A 14,399-nucleotide genomic window follows, 5' to 3' on the forward strand; every position below is an offset into this window, starting at 1 on the left:
CTCCGGTCAACCAGGTTGTGCGGCGTCGGCCGCGATGCGTTGCGGCGGCTGCGACGAAGCTCGCGCGCCGGGCGGATGCGGTTGCGTTGCGGCCTCCGGCGCGTTCATCACGAGCGCCCGCGTGCCGACGGCTTCCCGCACCGCACGATCGTGAAAGATGCCGATCAGGCATCGGCCGGCCGCGCATGCGTCGCGGATCAGATCGATCACGACCGCGGCGTTCTCGGCGTCGAGCGAGGCAGTCGGCTCGTCGAGCAGCAGAATCGGCTGCGCGCCGATGAACCCGCGCGCGATGTTCACGCGCTGCTGCTCGCCGCCGGAGAACGTCGCGGGCGGCAGGTGCCAGAGTCGAGCGGGCAGGCGCAGCCGCTCGAGCAGCGCGGCGGCGCGCGCCTCGGCCTCCGGGCGGCTCGCGCCGCGCTGAAGCAGCGGCTCGGCGACGACGTGCAGTGCGCCGATTCGCGGAATCGCGCGCAGGAACTGACTGACGTAGCCGATCGCGACTTGCCGCGCGTGCAGCACCGCCTGTTCCGACGCGCCGACGAGTTCGAGCCACGGCGCGTCCGCCGCGCCCGTCTTGCCTGCGGGCATGCGTACGCGGATGCTGCCTTCGGTCGGCAGATAGTTGCCGTACAGGCAGCGCAGCAGCGTGCTTTTGCCGGCGCCCGACGGCCCGGACAAGATCAGGCAATCGCCGGCGGCCGCGTCGAAATCGACGGCGTCGAGCACCGGCAGGCGCACGCCGCCCTGGTTGTGCAGCGTGAACGTCTTGCCGAGCCCGCGCACGCTGATCATCGTGGAAGTGTCTGTCATGGTCAGTTCTGCAGCATCGAGGAGACGAGCAACTGCGTGTACGGATGTTGCGGATCGTCGAGCACCTGATCGGTGAGTCCGCTCTCGACCACGTCGCCGCCCTGCATCACGAGCGTGCGATGCGCGAGCAGCCGCGCGACCGCCAGATCGTGCGTGACGACGATCGCGGCGAGCCCCATTTCGTTGACGAGCTGGCGCAGCAGGTCGAGCAGGCGAGCCTGCACGGAGACGTCGAGCGATGCGGTGGGCTCGTCCATGAAAACGAGGCGCGGGCGCGTGACCAGATTGCGCGCGATCTGCAGCCGCTGCTGCATGCCGCCCGAGAACGTGGTCGGCGCGTCGTCGAGGCGGCCGACGTCGATTTCCATCTTGTCGAGCCATTGCGCGGCCGTCGCGCGCAGCTCGCCGTAATGACGCTGCCCGATCGACATCAGGCGTTCCGCGATATTGCCGCCGGCGCTGACCTGCATGCGCAAGCCGTCCCGCGCATGCTGCCGGACGAAGCCCCAGTCGGTGCGCGCGAGCAGACGCATGCGCGCGCCGGACAGCGTCGCGAGATCGACGAGGCCCTGGCCCGGCAGGTCATAGTGAACGGCGCCGGACTGCGGTGCGATTTGCGCGGACAGCGCGCCGAGCAGCGTGGTCTTGCCGGACCCGGATTCGCCGACGATGCAGAGCACTTCGCCCGGATGGAGGTCGAAGCTCACGTCGCGAAAGCCATGGACGCCGTCCCAGGTCTTGGTCAGGCGGCGAACGGACAACAACGGGCGCGTGTTCATGCGGCGTGCTCCTTTGCCTGCTGTGACGCGGTCCGCTCCGCACAATATTCGCTATCCGAACAAACGAACTGACGCGTGCCCTGATCGTCGACGATGATCTCGTCGAGATAGCTGGTGCCGGAGCCGCAGATCGCGCAGCACTGCTCCCATGTTTCGACCGTGAACGGATGGTCGTCGAAGTCGAGGCTCTTGACCGACGTGTACGGCGGCACCGCGTACACGCGCTTTTCGCGTCCCGCGCCGAACAGCATCAGCGCGGGATTGCGGTCGAGCTTCGGGTTGTCGAACTTCGGGATCGGCGACGGGCGCATCATGTAGCGGCCGTTGACGACGACCGGATAGTCGTAGGTCGTCGCGATGTGGCCGTAGCGCGAGATGTCCTCGTAGAGCTGGACGTGCATCGCGCCGTATTCGGCGAGCGCGTGCATCGTGCGCGTCTCCTTCTCGCTCGATTCGAGCCAGCGCAGCGGCTCCGGAATCGGCACCTGGAACACCAGGATCTGGCCTTCGGCAAGCGGCGTTTCCGGCACGCGGTGGCGCGTCTGGACGATGGTGGCGTCGGGCGTGCGGTCGGTGGTCGCGACGCCCGCGACGCGGCCGAAGAAGCGTCGGATGTTGACGGCGTTGGTCGTGTCGTCCGATCCCTGGTCGATCACCTTGAGCACGTCGTGGTCGCCGATGATCGACGCGGTGACCTGGATTCCGCCGGTGCCCCAGCCGTAGGGCAGCGGCATCTCGCGGCTGCCGAACGGCACCTGATAGCCGGGAATCGCGACCGCCTTGAGCAGCGCGCGGCGCAGCATGCGCTTGGTCGACTCGTCCAGGTAGCCGTAGTTGTAGTGCGGATCGCGTTCGACGTTCATGCCGGTCGTCATGCCGAGACTCCGTTGGTCGCGATCGCATCGGCATCTGTATCTGCATCCGCATCCGTATTCGCGATCGCATCCGCGTTTGTGTTCGTGTTCGCGTGGCGCGTCGACGCGCCGGATGGCTCGGGTTCGGCGGGCGCGTCCGAAGGTGCGTCCGCGGCGCTCGCATGCGCGCGTTCCGCGTGCAACTGCCGAAGCAATTCGAGCTGCGCCTGGAAATCGACGTGATGCGGCAGTTTCAGATGCTGCACGAAGCCCGACGCTTCGACGTTGTCGCTGTGGTACAGGACGAATTCCTCGTCGTTGGCGGGCGACTCGGCGCTTTCGCCGAGCTCGACGGCGCGCATCGAGCGATCGACGAGCGCCATCGCCATCGCCTTGCGCTCGCTGTAGCCGAACGCGAGGCCGTATCCGCGCGTGAAGCATGGCGCGCGCTCGGCGCTGCCGCCGAAGCCGTTCACCATCTGGCATTCGGTGACGTCGATCTCGCCGACGGTCACGGCGAATCCGAGCTCGGGCACGTCCATCTCGACTTCGACGCCGCCGAAGCGGATCTCCGCGACGAACGGGTGCGTGTTGCCGTAGCCGCGCTGGGTCGAGTAGCCCATCGACAACAGGAAGCCTTCGTCGGCGCGGGCCAGATTCTGCAGGCGGATCGCGCGGTCGGCCGGGAGCTGCATCGCCTCGCGGGTCAGATCGGCAGGCGCGGGATCGCCCGGTGCGGGCGCGTCTCGTTCGATCAGGCCGTCGCGTTCGAGCAGCGACGCGATGCCGGGCATCTGCGGCGTCGTCGCCGTTGTCGCCACTGCCGCTGCCGCCGGTTTCGGGAAAGCTTCGGCATCCGAAGCGGAAACGCCGCCGGACCGCGCATCGGCCGGATCGCGCGCGGCTTCGAGCGAGAAGTCCAGCAGCCGCTGCGTGTAATCGTAGGTCGGCCCGAGCAACTGTCCGCCGGGCACGTCCTTGAACGTTGACGAGATCCGGCGCGAGACCGCCATCCGGGCCGTGTCGATCGGCTCCGCGTAGGCGAAGCGCGGCAGGGTGGTTCGATACGCGCGCAGCAGGAAGATCGCCTCGATGAGATCGCCCGCCGCCTGTTTGATCGCCAGTGCGGCGAGATGCCGATCGTAGAGCGAGCCTTCGGCCATCACGCGCGACACCGCGAGCGGCATCTGCGCGACGATCTGCGCGATGGTGAGTTCCGGAATCGCCGGATCGCCGCGCCGGTATTGATCGAGCATCCGGTACGACTGCAGGATGGCCTTTTCGCCGCCTTTGACTGCTACGTACATGTCAGTTCTCCACGACGGTGGTGCGCGGCAGGCCGCACAGCGCGTGGCCGCAGACGAGGAGCACGTCGACGCCGAGCGGGAACCGCTCGTGATTGACGCGCCATTGCGTCCAGAAGCCGTCGGGCAATCCGTTGACGGCCAGCGCCTGCTCGTTTTCGATGCCGGGCCCGCGCAGCGTGACCGCGTCGCCTTCGCCGAGCGCATCCACTTCGATCAACAGCGTGGTCGAGCGGTCCGGATAGGCGGGGTCGCCCTGTGCGCAGTCCGCGAGCTTCGGCGTCGCGTGTCCGGCCGGCACCGCGGCGAACGTCGCGTGCGCCGGCGCGTCGGCGAACGCGCATGCGTTGTGAAAGCGCAGGAAGCGGCGAATCCCGTCGTCGGCCGCGGCGGGCAGCCACAGCGGAGCGTCCGCGTCGGCGAGCGCTAGAAGGAGCGCGGTCATCGCGGGCGACAGTCCGTCGGGGACGCCGCACGCCTGCTCGGCGCCCAGCGTCCGGATACGTCCGGGATGCGCGAGCGCGGCGAGCGCCGCGCGGAACGTCGATTGCGCGCCGCGCACCGGATCGGTGAACGCGGGTTGCAGGCCGGACGAAGCGGGGCGCGACGATGGGGCCGCGGCGATGCCGGTGTCGATCGTCATGTCATTCGTCTCCGCGCGACAGCGTGAAGAAATCGACGCGCGTTCGGCTCACGTCGTCGGCGCGCCGCGCGCGCCGCGCGGCGCGCGATGCGGCGAGCGGCGCGATGATGCGTTCCTGGATCCGCGCGTGCCATGTCGGCGATTGCAGCAGCGCATCGACGAGCGCCGCCTGCTCGGCGTGGCGCGTGCTGCGCCCTTGCACGTACGCGACGCCCACGACGCCGTCCGGAAGAGACAGCGCGCATCGCGTGACCGTCATTTCGCCGAGGTTGAAGCGCGCGCCGGTGCCGCCGGCGCGCGCCTGAACCATCGTCATGCCGATCTCGGGCGACCGGATCCAGCGATAGGCCGGCAGATCCGTGCTGTCCGCGAGCGCGCGCATCGCGCGGTCCAGTTCGTCCGTTTCGGCCAGCGCGAGCACGCGCAGCCAGTCGGCGCGCTGCTGCCGGTCGTCGTGCTCCGGGTCGGTGCGAGCGTCGGAAGCTGTTCGCATTGAGCTCTGATTTCCCATCGTGCGTTGAGGTATCCCTGGGCTTGCCGGCGGCGCGCGGCCGCCGTTGCGGCGGCTCGCCGACGGATTGCCGCGGATCGGCCTGCGATCCGCATCGGGTGTTCATCAAAAATGTCTATACCAACTGGTGTAGACAAGTTGATTGACCGCTATTGCAGCAAAGCACGGTGAAGGTTTCGTGACGATCGCAGACGCGATGACGAATGTCGCATTGCGCTCCGACGATGAGGTCCGCTTGCGAAGATTCGCGTAGAATCGCCCGATCCGATATCGTCCCGAAGAACTTCCGACTCAAGAGTGCTCATGGAACGCCGTTCAGGTATCGCAGTATGGCGACAGATAGGTGAATCGCTGGCCGAGGAAATCCGGATCAATCGCTACATGCCGGGCACGCTGCTGCCTTCCGTGTCGGATCTGGCCGCGCGTTACGACGTGAATCGCCACACGATCATGCGTGCGATCGCGGAACTCCAGCAACACGGGCTGGTGCGTGTGGAGCGCGGTCGCGGCACCTTCGTCGAATCGAGCATGCTCCAGTATCCGATCGGCAAGCGCACGCGCTTCACGGAGACGCTGCGCCGGCAGGGCGTGCTGGGATACGTGACGGTTGTCCAGTCGGACGTGGTCAAGAACGCGGACATCGCGCACCATCTGAAACTGCCCCGCACCGCGAAGCTCGTGCACATCCGTGTGCTGGGCAAGGCCGAGAAGACCACGATCAGCCTCTCCGACAATTACTTCGAACACAAGCGCTTCCCGGATTTCGCGGACATCCTGCGCGAAACGCATTCGATCTCGGCGGCGTACGCGCGCTACGGAATAGACGACTACGTGCGGCAATGGTCGAAGGTCACCGCGCATCTGCCCGAGCCGGACGTCGCGCGCTTGCTGGAGCAGTCCCGGTTGAGGCCGATCCTGCAGGTCGAGGCGCTGAACACGGATCTGAAGGGCGTGCCGCTGCAATACACGGTGGGGAGCTTCGTGGGCGACGGCGTGGAGTTGCTGATCGGCGGAGAGTGAGCGGCGAGCGCGGAGGTGCTCCGCGTGTTGCTTCGTCACGACGGCGGGTTCGGAAGCGTTGATAGGTTGTCTACACCGACCTATCTAGACATCTTTGTGTCATCGTCGGTCCATAGACTGCCGGGCGTGAGTTACTTGCTCGGCGGGGAGCCGCACATGAAAGACGATTCTTTGATGGCCGCGACCGCGCATCGCGCGGATCGTCCGACGTCCCGACTCGCAGGCATCCTGGGCCGTCGGGTGCTGACGCGTTCCGGCGTGGAAGCGGCGTGCGTCGCTTTCGCGGGCGAACGCATCGCCGACGTTCACGCGCCGAACGACGGCGATGCGCCGGCGTCCGCCGCCGGCTATCTGGATGCAGGCGACCTGCTGGTTCTGCCCGGCATCGTCGACTTGCACGGCGACGCGTTCGAGCGGGTCGTCATGCCCCGGCCGAACGTCAGCTTCGACTATCGCCACGCGCTTTACGATACCGACAGGCAGTTGCTCGCAAACGGGATCACGACCGAATTCCATGGCGTGACGCTGTCGTGGGAGGGCGGATTGCGCGGCGCCGCGTACGCGGAGCGCATGTTCGACGCGCTGACGCGCCATCGCGACGTGCTCGGCGCGCATCACTGCATCCATCTGCGTTTCGAAGCGCACAACGTCGCCGATGTCCCGCTCGCGTGCGACTGGATCCGGGCCGGCCGCGTGCATTTCGTCGCCCTGAACAATCATCTGCCCGAAATGGTCAAGCGCCTGAGCAACGAGCGCAAGCTGCAGCAATACGCGGACCGTGCGCAGTGCGACGTCGAGACGTTCCGCGAACGCGTCCGCGCCGCGCAGGCGGTCGCGGATGCGGTGCCCGCGTCGGTGGCGGAGCTCGTGCGGGTCGCGCTCGATGCGGGATTGAGCGTGGCGTCGCACGACGACCCGAGTCCCGCCGCGCGTCGCCACCATCATGCGCTGGGCTGCCGGATCGGCGAGTTTCCGTTGACGGTGGAAACCGCGATGGCGGCGCGCGAACTCGGCAATGCGGTGGTGTTCGGCGCGCCGAACGTGGTGCGCGGCGGCAGTCACATGAATGCGCCGGGCGCCGCGGACATGGTGAAGGCCGGACTGTGCGACGTGCTCGCGTCCGACTACTACTACCCCGCGCCGATTGCGGCCGCGTTCGAGCTCGACGCTCGCGGCGTGCTGCCGCTCGCGCACGCATGGCGGCTGATCTCGGCGAACCCGGCGCGCGCGGCCGGCCTCGACGACCGAGGCGAACTCGGCAAGGGCCTGCGAGCCGACGCGATCGTCGTCGACGACAGCCTGCCTGGGCTGCCGCGCGTTTGCGCGGCGATCGTCGGCGGGCGTGTCGCGTATTCGACCGGTCAGTGGGCGGTGCGCGCGGCGCGCGACGCCGTGCATCTCGACGCGGCATGACGGCGAGGGCGCGCATGTTCGGCGATGACGCCCGCTATGCGATTTATCTGACGCCGGCCGAGCCGTGGAACGCGCTCGGATCCCGCTGGCTCGGTCGCAATGCGCTGACGGGCGAGCGGATCGAGCGCGGCGAGGACATCGATGACGCGCGCGTCGACGCGTGGACGAGCGGCCCGCGCAGCTACGGTCTGCACGCGACGCTCAAGCCGCCGTTCCGGCTCGCTGCGGGCGTGTCGGCGGCGGCGCTCGACGCGGCGGTGCACGCGCTCGCCGTGCGCATGCAGTCTTTTTCACTCGCGCTCGAACTGCGGCCGCTGCGCGGCTTTCTCGCATGGCGTCCCGCTAATGCGTCGGTCGAGCGCGGACCGCTGCGCGCGCTGGCGGACGCGTGCGTCCGCGAGCTCGATGTCTTTCGCGCGCCGCTGTCGGCGGCCGACGTCGGGCGTCGGCGCGCCGCCGGCCTGACGCCGCGCGAGGATGCGCACCTCGTCCGCTGGGGATATCCATACGTGTTCGACACGTTCGCGTTCCACATCACGCTGACGAACCAGCTGGACACGGCATCGGCGGATGCCGCGACGAACGCGCTCGCGCGGCTCGCCGCGTATCATGGGTGCGTGGCCGCGCTCGGCATCGCGTCGATGATCGTGCGCGACATTTCGGTTTTCGTGCAGCCTGCGCCCGATCAGCCGTTCGTCGTCGCCCGCCATTACGGCTTCGACGGCTCGATGCGCGACGGCGTCGGCGCGCCTGCACTGAAGGATCATCGATGAATACGGCGGACGCATCGCGGCCGGGCGCGCTCGTCTATCTGATGGGCGCATCGGGCAGCGGCAAGGACAGCGTGCTGGCATGGATCGCGGCGCGGTTGACGGCAAGCGACCGGGTCCGGATCGCGCGTCGCTACATCACGCGCGACAGCGGCGCGACCGAGGCGTCGATCGCGCTGTCCGACGCGGAGTTCGCGCGTCGCGCCGCAGGTGGGTGTTTCGCGATGCAGTGGCGCAGCCACGGCCTGTCGTACGGCGCCGGAACCGAGATCGACGCGTGGATCGCCGCAGGCCACGTCGTGCTCGTCAACGGCTCGCGGGCCTATCTGCCGCACGCAAGCGCCCGCTATCCGCGATTGATCGCGGTCGAGCTCGTCGTGTCGCCGGACATCCTGGCGGCGCGGCTGTCGCAGCGCGGTCGCGAAGACGCGGCGCAGATCGCCGCGCGGGTCGCGCGCGCGCAGCAGGCGTTCGCGGTGCCCGACGACTGCACGCTGATTCGGATTCGCAACGATACGACGCTCGATGCGTCGGCGTCGGCGCTGCTCGCGCTTGCGCGCACCGGCTGCACGCCCGACATGCCGGCGTAAGACGAGATGTCGCTGTTCGGCTCACCTCTCTTTTTAGTTCATCCATGAACGAACCAGATCGCCTGCCGCCGAAGATCGCGGAAACCGTCGTCAGCCCGAGCGCGCGGGTGCGTGAAGCGAGCATCGGGCGGCGATGCGAAATCCTGCACGACAGCGTCGTCGAATACGCGGTGCTCGGCGACTACTCGTATGTCGGCGAACGATGCATCGTCGCCGATGCCGAGATCGGCCGCTTCTGCGCGATCGCGGCGAACGTGCGCATCGGCGCGCCGAATCATCCGATGGAGCGGGTGTCCCAGCACCGCTTCACCTATTGCCCCGAGTATTACTTCGACGGCGCCGCGCGCGACGCCGCATTCTTCGGCGAGCGACGCACCGATCGGGTCGTGATCGGCAACGACGTGTGGATCGGTCACGGCGCGATCGTGCTGCCGGGCGTGATGGTGGGCGACGGCGCGGTGCTTGCCGCCGGCGCGGTCGTGAGCCGCGACGTCGAGCCTTACACCGTGGTCGGCGGGGTCCCGGCCCGGAAGATCCGCGATCGTTTCGGACGCGACATCGCGCGTCGGCTGCAGGCGATCGCGTGGTGGAACTGGCCGGAACAGACGATACGGGAGCGGCTGGCGGATTTTCAGCACGGCGACGTCGACGCGTTTTGCGCGGCGTGGGGCTGAGTTGAGCGTTCTGTGACGAGCGCTCGGGGAACGGTTGCACGCTCCGGCGTTCGTTGACGCACGGCAGCGTGAGACGGTCAGCCATTGACGCCCGTTCAGATCGATGATGCCGGTCATGACTGCGCGTTGTCCGGTTCGGGATCGTTACCGAATCAACGGTCTCGTCCTCGCCGTTGCGATGAGCGGCCCATCGAGCCGATACCGACGGGAAATGCCCGCCGGGATATCGACTGAACCCTGCGGGTAAAGGCCTCCGAGCGTTAGCGCGTCGCGGGCGCCGCGTGAAGCCCGATGACGCTTTCGAGCGTGTGACGGAAAGCGGAGTCGTCTTGTAGGAATCCGGATCGAAGCTGGCGTTCGAGCGCCGAAGTCGACTCGTATCGGTCGCGAAGTTCAGTCTTGATCGACAAGACGGCTCGGCAAAGGCTCGAACCTGCGGCAATGATGCGCACTCCGGATAGCGCGCGGGCTTCGCCGTCTTTCATGCTAGCCTGTTTCAAGAAAGTGGAGGTCGGAATGGAACGGACGATCGACTATCGTGGCTTCAAAATCCACGTGAATTTGGTGACCACGTCGAAGGACATGTTCGACGTCTGGTTTCGTATTGATGGCATCCATGAGCCGGGAGGCGTGGCCGCGCTTGGGGAACGTATTCGGATCCGCAATGGCCCGTTCACCCGCCGCTGGGCTTATCTCGTCGCGGAGATCGCCGGGCAGGCCGCCATCGATCTGATTCTCGGCCCGATCGAGTAATGCGCCTTCGCGCCTTCGGGCCGAAGTTGCGCGCCCACATTGGCTTCGCGTATACGCGCGGTTCTTCGGGCGAATTTCGCGTCGCTTTTGGCGAACCTTGTCGGAGCGATCGCCAGGGCGCGGCCTCAGCGGTTGACGCCCCCGATCCGCGGGTCGATCGATGATCGCTTGACCCGCGTCAAGTCTCTTTATCGACGATGACATCCGCGCAACTACGCCGCTGATTTGAGCGCCGCTGGCGGCGGGACGGTCTCCGTTGCGTCATGCCCGGCAATCGCCAACGCCAGAGCCGGATTCAGGCTATCCACCATCGCGCTCGGGATCAAGATCGTCGCGCCGCGCTCTTTTGTCGTTTCATAGATGATATTCATCGCACGCAGTTGAAGTGCGGCTGGATGGCTCTCATACACCCGCGAGGCTTCGACGAATTTGGCCGCGATCTCGGCCTCGGCGGAACCCAGAATCACACGCGCCTGCTTTTCGCGTTCGGCTTGCGCTTGCCGCGACATCGAATCCTGCAGCGCGACGGGGATGGCGACGTCCCGGGTTTCCACGGAGCGGACCGTGACGCCCCAATCCTCGATTTTCCTGCCGATCTCTTCTGCCAGATGGGTGTCGGCGGCCTTGCGATCGGAGAGCAGCGTGGACAACATTGACGAGCCGATCATTTCCCGCAACGAAGTTTGCGCGACGCGATCGATGGCTTGCCGATAGTCAGTGATGGCGAGCGCCGCTTTCTGCGCGTCGTGCACGTGCCAGAAAATAATGGCGTCGACGTTGACTGGCACCGTGTCTTTGGTGAGGGCCTCTTGTGCGTTGAACGCGGTCGTTTGAATGCGCTCGTCGATCACTGCGACAACGTTGTCCAGTATCGGGACGATCATAAAAAAACCTGCACCCTTGACGCTCTGTAGTTTCCCGACACGCAGGATCACGAACTTCTCCCAGACGTTGGCAACCTTCACGGAGAGCGCAACGAACACGGCGACGGCGAAGAGAGGCAACGCGAGATACAGATTGCCCCAGGCGCCGGCAACTAGCGCCGCAAGGACGAACGCGGCGGACAGAAATAGTGTGATGGGATTCATGGTGACGCTCCGTTCCGGTGATGGCGACTTTCGGCACGGGCTGCGAAAAGCCGCACATGTCCGCTCGGTTGCCTTGCGCGTCTCGGCATCATGGGTCGAGGCACTTCGATCGAACATGCGCCGGATTCCCACGCAAATCGGTACGGTGGCGTACCCGGATTGGGTTACTGATCAGCGCCGCTCATGAATGATCGGCGATGCTGACAGCACGGAAACCGAAGAGGGATGATCTCTCCCGCAACGGAACCGCTTCCGGCGATCCAGCGTGCAACGGACGTGGATGGCCGGCTTCCCGAAGATTGTCCTCTAGCGTACCGACACGCCGCACTGCCGGGAGGCACAAGGATATTTGTCCCGCTGGAAGCCAGGCGTCCTCCGCGGAATATCCAATCCACATGACGCGAGAGGAAGGCTCACGCTATCGCGGCAGGTTGCCGGATTTCCCCGAGGCCGGCGTCAAGGGAAATTCCTGCGACGAGTTGACCACGGCTGCAACGGAACAGGTCAAGGCACGGGATGACCACTGCGCGCGTCTCATTCCGTCCTCGGCAGCAGACATGTCGGCATTGCCGTCATCGAGCGTCGACGACGGCGGGGGAGTTGGAAGTTCGTCGGCATCGATCTGGACCAGTTGACGTCGTGTTCGGTGCCGGTCGCGTTGCGCCTGCCCAAGCGCCTTTTGCAGGCAGTCGACGCGTTGGTTAAATCGCTCCACACAACCCGCGACGCGCTGGTGGCGGCTTGTACGAAGGAAATCGGTCTACCTGAGCTACACGTCCTGCGTCGCGAACGTGTCTTGGCGCGATTGCCGGACGCGACATGGCGGATTTGTCCGCTCAGGTTGTGCCGCTGCCCGGCAATGGCCCGGCAATGCCGGGCGAATCTCTATGCTTCGGAGAGGAAAATGATGACACCCGCCATGTGGGGCATCCTGATCGGGATGGTGCTGATATTTCAGTTCTCGCTGCGCGGATACCGGCGCCGTGCGGTGAGCAAGCCGGACACTGATCGATAACGCGGTTCCCTCGATGCGCATGATTTGACGATCGTTGCCGCGCGCCTCTCGCGGCCTTGCCTCGCCATCACACGCCGCCGGCGGTCGGCGCGCGCGCGTGCAGCGGTGTCTGCGCAGTCATGCATCGCCTGTCGCGATACGCGGTTCGCCAAAGTGGAAAGCCGGCGCTTCGCCGGCTTCGGGCTACTCCGCCTTGCTGGGACGGCTCTGCGTTCTGTCTGAGAGCGCAGAGTTTTACTGGGCTACCGGCTCGACAGATATCCCATGCCTAGCCGCTTTCTTGCATCGGACACACGTTGCTTCGGCGTGAAGAATATCCGCGGACCGGCATGGTCTGTCTGCCGCTGCGGGTCGACAACGGGCATTCCGTCGTCCGTCGCTCGCTCCTCCGCATATTTTTGCTGCCTGCGCTCCGTTTCTCCCGCTTGATTCGCGCGATCGTTCATCGACATGCTCCTTTTGAGACCGGGGTTTCGACGTCGATTCGCTCTTCGCAGCCTGAACCGGCGCGTGCAATGCAGATCGTGACTGATGATTCGGTCACGGCGCTTCCATCCCGGCGTAGGCTGCGGCAAGCGGGAAATCCAAGCACTTTTTTCAGAATGCGCGTGCGCGTGCGCAAAGTCGGTACGTTGCCGTACGGACTGGATGACATGGATGTACGCCTTGCGAGGCGCGGGGTTCTAAAGCCGTTTCAAGTCGGGGAGTAGGCGGTCGAATTCCCGCTTGACCACGCCGTAGCATTCGCACGCGCGCTTTTCGAGCCCGGGCCGGTCCAATACCTCGATGTGCCCATAGCTGTAGCGGATCAGTCCGGCATCCTGAAGTTTCAGCGCCGCTTCCGTCACGCCCGATCGTCGTACACCGAGCATGTTGGCGATCAGTTCCTGCGTCATCGTCAACTCGTTCGAAGGCAGGCGATCCAGGCTGAGCAGCAGCCATCGGCAAAGCTGCTGGTCGATCGAATGATGTCGGTTACACACGGCCGTTTGCGCCATCTGCGTGATGAGCGCCTGGGTATAGCGCAGCAGCAGCCGCTGCATGGAACCGCCTCGACGAAATTCATCCTTCAGGATGCGTGCGTCGAGGCGATAAGCTTGCCCCCCGCTTTGAACGATCGCCCGGCTCGGGGTCGTTTCGCCGCCCATGAAAAGCGCAATGCCGATCAACCCGTCGTTGCCGACGATCGCGATTTCGGCCGATGAACCGTCTTCCATCACGTACAGCAGCGACACGATTGCAGTCGTCGGGAAATAGACGTGGCTGAGAGAACCCCCCGACTCATACAGCACCTTTCCCAAAGGCATGTCGACCAGCGTAAGGTGCGGCAAAAGATGCTCCCGATCCACTTCGGGCAGCGCCGCAAGCAGATGGTTTGCGTTCAGAGACTGCGGATCCGGCATGCGTCACTCCTGAGCTGCTGTCTGGCGCCAAGCGTTCCGTGACAACCATCGGCCGGTGTATGCGGTCCGCGCCGATCTTCGTCAAACTGACGGAGTAATCGGGCTACTCGAACTCGCGAAGCAAACGTTGAGCGAGAATCTTGGCGTCGTCCAGTGCAAGGTCGTATCGTTCTCTATGGATGTCAGTCTGGTACGGATGATCGTCGTTCGGCCCCTCGGTGGCGTGGCTCAAATACACGTAACCGCGATACAAGCCACTCGTGGTTTCCATCACACGAATGCGTGCAACGTGTGTTTTGCTGGTGAATATGAGGTCGTCCATGATGGCCCCCAGCGTGCGTCAGGACATCCTAGCACGCTGGGCGGCTAAAGGCTGCCGACCGGTCTACCCTTCGCCGCGCTTTGCCGCGCGGGCCCGCTTCAATGACGCATTCCCTCGGCCAAGCATCCAATGCGCGCCTGTGGATCTACCTCCGTCGATCTGACCAGGGACGAGCAGCCCGGGCACTCGTCATGCTCGTCGCACGTCATGCCGCTACGTTCGACGGTCCTCACGGGCCTGAGGTCTCCCGGCTCGATGCCAACAAGCTTGCCGTGCAGGGGAATGCACATTGCCAATCGACGAAATTCTGATTGGTGGCGGCTGGTTTCAAATGTCCGAACATGGACGCCCCCGGTTGGCCAAGTATTGGCGCACGGTGTGTCGCGACTCACCTTCGGGAATTTTCACGTTTCATCGCATAGGCCGAGTTTTTTCGCGCATCGCGTC

Annotated in this window: 18 protein-coding genes; 7 read left to right on the top strand and 11 right to left on the bottom strand. The window is 65.6% G+C overall.

Annotation, left to right across the window (positions count from 1 at the left end):
* Positions 1–6 precede the first annotated feature (6 nt).
* Genes phnL through phnG form a run of 6 tightly spaced genes read right to left on the bottom strand, consistent with a single transcriptional unit; the run spans position 7 to position 4,886 of the window.
* Positions 7–813 (bottom strand): phosphonate C-P lyase system protein PhnL, encoded by an 807-nt coding sequence (gene phnL / locus BG90_RS21075; RefSeq protein WP_232239169.1) that lies wholly within the window; start codon positions 811–813, stop codon positions 7–9.
* Positions 814–815: 2 nt separating this feature from the next.
* Positions 816–1,592 (bottom strand): phosphonate C-P lyase system protein PhnK, encoded by a 777-nt coding sequence (gene phnK, locus BG90_RS21080; RefSeq protein WP_010107381.1) that lies wholly within the window; start codon positions 1,590–1,592, stop codon positions 816–818.
* The gene (locus BG90_RS21085; RefSeq protein WP_045568379.1) at positions 1,589–2,467 is read right to left on the bottom strand and encodes an alpha-D-ribose 1-methylphosphonate 5-phosphate C-P-lyase PhnJ; all 879 of its coding nucleotides are present in this window, start codon (positions 2,465–2,467) and stop codon (positions 1,589–1,591) included. Before BG90_RS21085 ends, phnK begins: the two co-directional genes overlap by 4 nt.
* A complete protein-coding gene (locus tag BG90_RS21090) occupies positions 2,464–3,753 on the bottom strand; it encodes a carbon-phosphorus lyase complex subunit (protein WP_010117681.1) in 1,290 nt (429 codons plus the stop codon). Before BG90_RS21090 ends, BG90_RS21085 begins: the two co-directional genes overlap by 4 nt.
* Position 3,754: 1 nt before the next feature.
* Positions 3,755–4,393, bottom strand: a complete 639-nt coding sequence (gene phnH / locus BG90_RS21095; protein ID WP_010107384.1) for a phosphonate C-P lyase system protein PhnH — start codon at positions 4,391–4,393, stop codon at positions 3,755–3,757.
* Between the two features lies 1 nt (position 4,394).
* Positions 4,395–4,886: a phosphonate C-P lyase system protein PhnG gene (gene phnG, locus BG90_RS21100; RefSeq protein ID WP_010107385.1), complete on the bottom strand. Its 492-nt coding sequence runs from the start codon at positions 4,884–4,886 to the stop codon at positions 4,395–4,397.
* Between the two features lie 321 nt (positions 4,887–5,207).
* Here phnG and phnF point away from each other — a divergent pair, with 321 nt between their 5' ends.
* The 5 genes from phnF to BG90_RS21125 all read left to right on the top strand — a co-directional run bounded on the left by phnF (position 5,208) and on the right by BG90_RS21125 (position 9,371).
* Positions 5,208–5,924: a phosphonate metabolism transcriptional regulator PhnF gene (gene phnF / locus BG90_RS21105; protein WP_038801167.1), complete on the top strand. Its 717-nt coding sequence runs from the start codon at positions 5,208–5,210 to the stop codon at positions 5,922–5,924.
* 174 nt (positions 5,925–6,098) lie between these two features.
* Positions 6,099–7,337, top strand: a complete 1,239-nt coding sequence (locus tag BG90_RS21110; RefSeq protein ID WP_010117684.1) for an alpha-D-ribose 1-methylphosphonate 5-triphosphate diphosphatase — start codon at positions 6,099–6,101, stop codon at positions 7,335–7,337.
* On the top strand, positions 7,334–8,110 hold the full coding sequence (locus BG90_RS21115) for a DUF1045 domain-containing protein (protein ID WP_010117686.1): 777 nt from the start codon (positions 7,334–7,336) through the stop codon (positions 8,108–8,110). Before BG90_RS21110 ends, BG90_RS21115 begins: the two co-directional genes overlap by 4 nt.
* Positions 8,107–8,697: a phosphonate metabolism protein/1,5-bisphosphokinase (PRPP-forming) PhnN gene (gene phnN, locus BG90_RS21120; RefSeq protein ID WP_010117687.1), complete on the top strand. Its 591-nt coding sequence runs from the start codon at positions 8,107–8,109 to the stop codon at positions 8,695–8,697. The genes BG90_RS21115 and phnN overlap by 4 nt, the downstream gene beginning before the upstream one ends.
* A gap of 44 nt (positions 8,698–8,741) precedes the next feature.
* On the top strand, positions 8,742–9,371 hold the full coding sequence (locus tag BG90_RS21125; RefSeq protein WP_010117688.1) for a GlgC family sugar phosphate nucleotidyltransferase: 630 nt from the start codon (positions 8,742–8,744) through the stop codon (positions 9,369–9,371).
* A gap of 260 nt (positions 9,372–9,631) precedes the next feature.
* Here the strand turns inward: BG90_RS21125 and BG90_RS35470 are convergent, their stop codons facing one another.
* Positions 9,632–9,856, bottom strand: coding sequence for a hypothetical protein (locus tag BG90_RS35470; RefSeq protein ID WP_144411702.1), 225 nt, complete (start codon positions 9,854–9,856; stop codon positions 9,632–9,634).
* 31 nt (positions 9,857–9,887) lie between these two features.
* On the opposite strand from BG90_RS35470, the gene BG90_RS21130 reads away from it, so the two are divergent.
* The gene (locus BG90_RS21130; RefSeq protein WP_025990092.1) at positions 9,888–10,124 is read left to right on the top strand and encodes a hypothetical protein; all 237 of its coding nucleotides are present in this window, start codon (positions 9,888–9,890) and stop codon (positions 10,122–10,124) included.
* Between the two features lie 212 nt (positions 10,125–10,336).
* Here the strand turns inward: BG90_RS21130 and BG90_RS21135 are convergent, their stop codons facing one another.
* Positions 10,337–11,212 (bottom strand): slipin family protein, encoded by an 876-nt coding sequence (locus BG90_RS21135; protein WP_010117690.1) that lies wholly within the window; start codon positions 11,210–11,212, stop codon positions 10,337–10,339.
* A 631-nt stretch (positions 11,213–11,843) separates the two neighbouring features.
* Here BG90_RS21135 and BG90_RS21140 point away from each other — a divergent pair.
* On the top strand, positions 11,844–12,227 hold the full coding sequence (locus BG90_RS21140; RefSeq protein WP_010117691.1) for a hypothetical protein: 384 nt from the start codon (positions 11,844–11,846) through the stop codon (positions 12,225–12,227).
* Positions 12,228–12,469: 242 nt separating this feature from the next.
* Here the strand turns inward: BG90_RS21140 and BG90_RS33470 are convergent, their stop codons facing one another.
* From BG90_RS33470 to BG90_RS21150, 3 genes are all read right to left on the bottom strand, one after another.
* A complete protein-coding gene (locus BG90_RS33470; protein WP_025990093.1) occupies positions 12,470–12,673 on the bottom strand; it encodes a hypothetical protein in 204 nt (67 codons plus the stop codon).
* Between the two features lie 237 nt (positions 12,674–12,910).
* On the bottom strand, positions 12,911–13,630 hold the full coding sequence (locus BG90_RS21145) for a Crp/Fnr family transcriptional regulator (protein ID WP_010107395.1): 720 nt from the start codon (positions 13,628–13,630) through the stop codon (positions 12,911–12,913).
* A gap of 103 nt (positions 13,631–13,733) precedes the next feature.
* Positions 13,734–13,952, bottom strand: coding sequence for a hypothetical protein (locus BG90_RS21150; RefSeq protein WP_010117692.1), 219 nt, complete (start codon positions 13,950–13,952; stop codon positions 13,734–13,736).
* Positions 13,953–14,399: the final 447 nt, after the last annotated feature.

Origin of the sequence: Burkholderia oklahomensis C6786 (assembly GCF_000959365.1) — a bacterium.
GTDB lineage: Bacteria > Pseudomonadota > Gammaproteobacteria > Burkholderiales > Burkholderiaceae > Burkholderia > Burkholderia oklahomensis.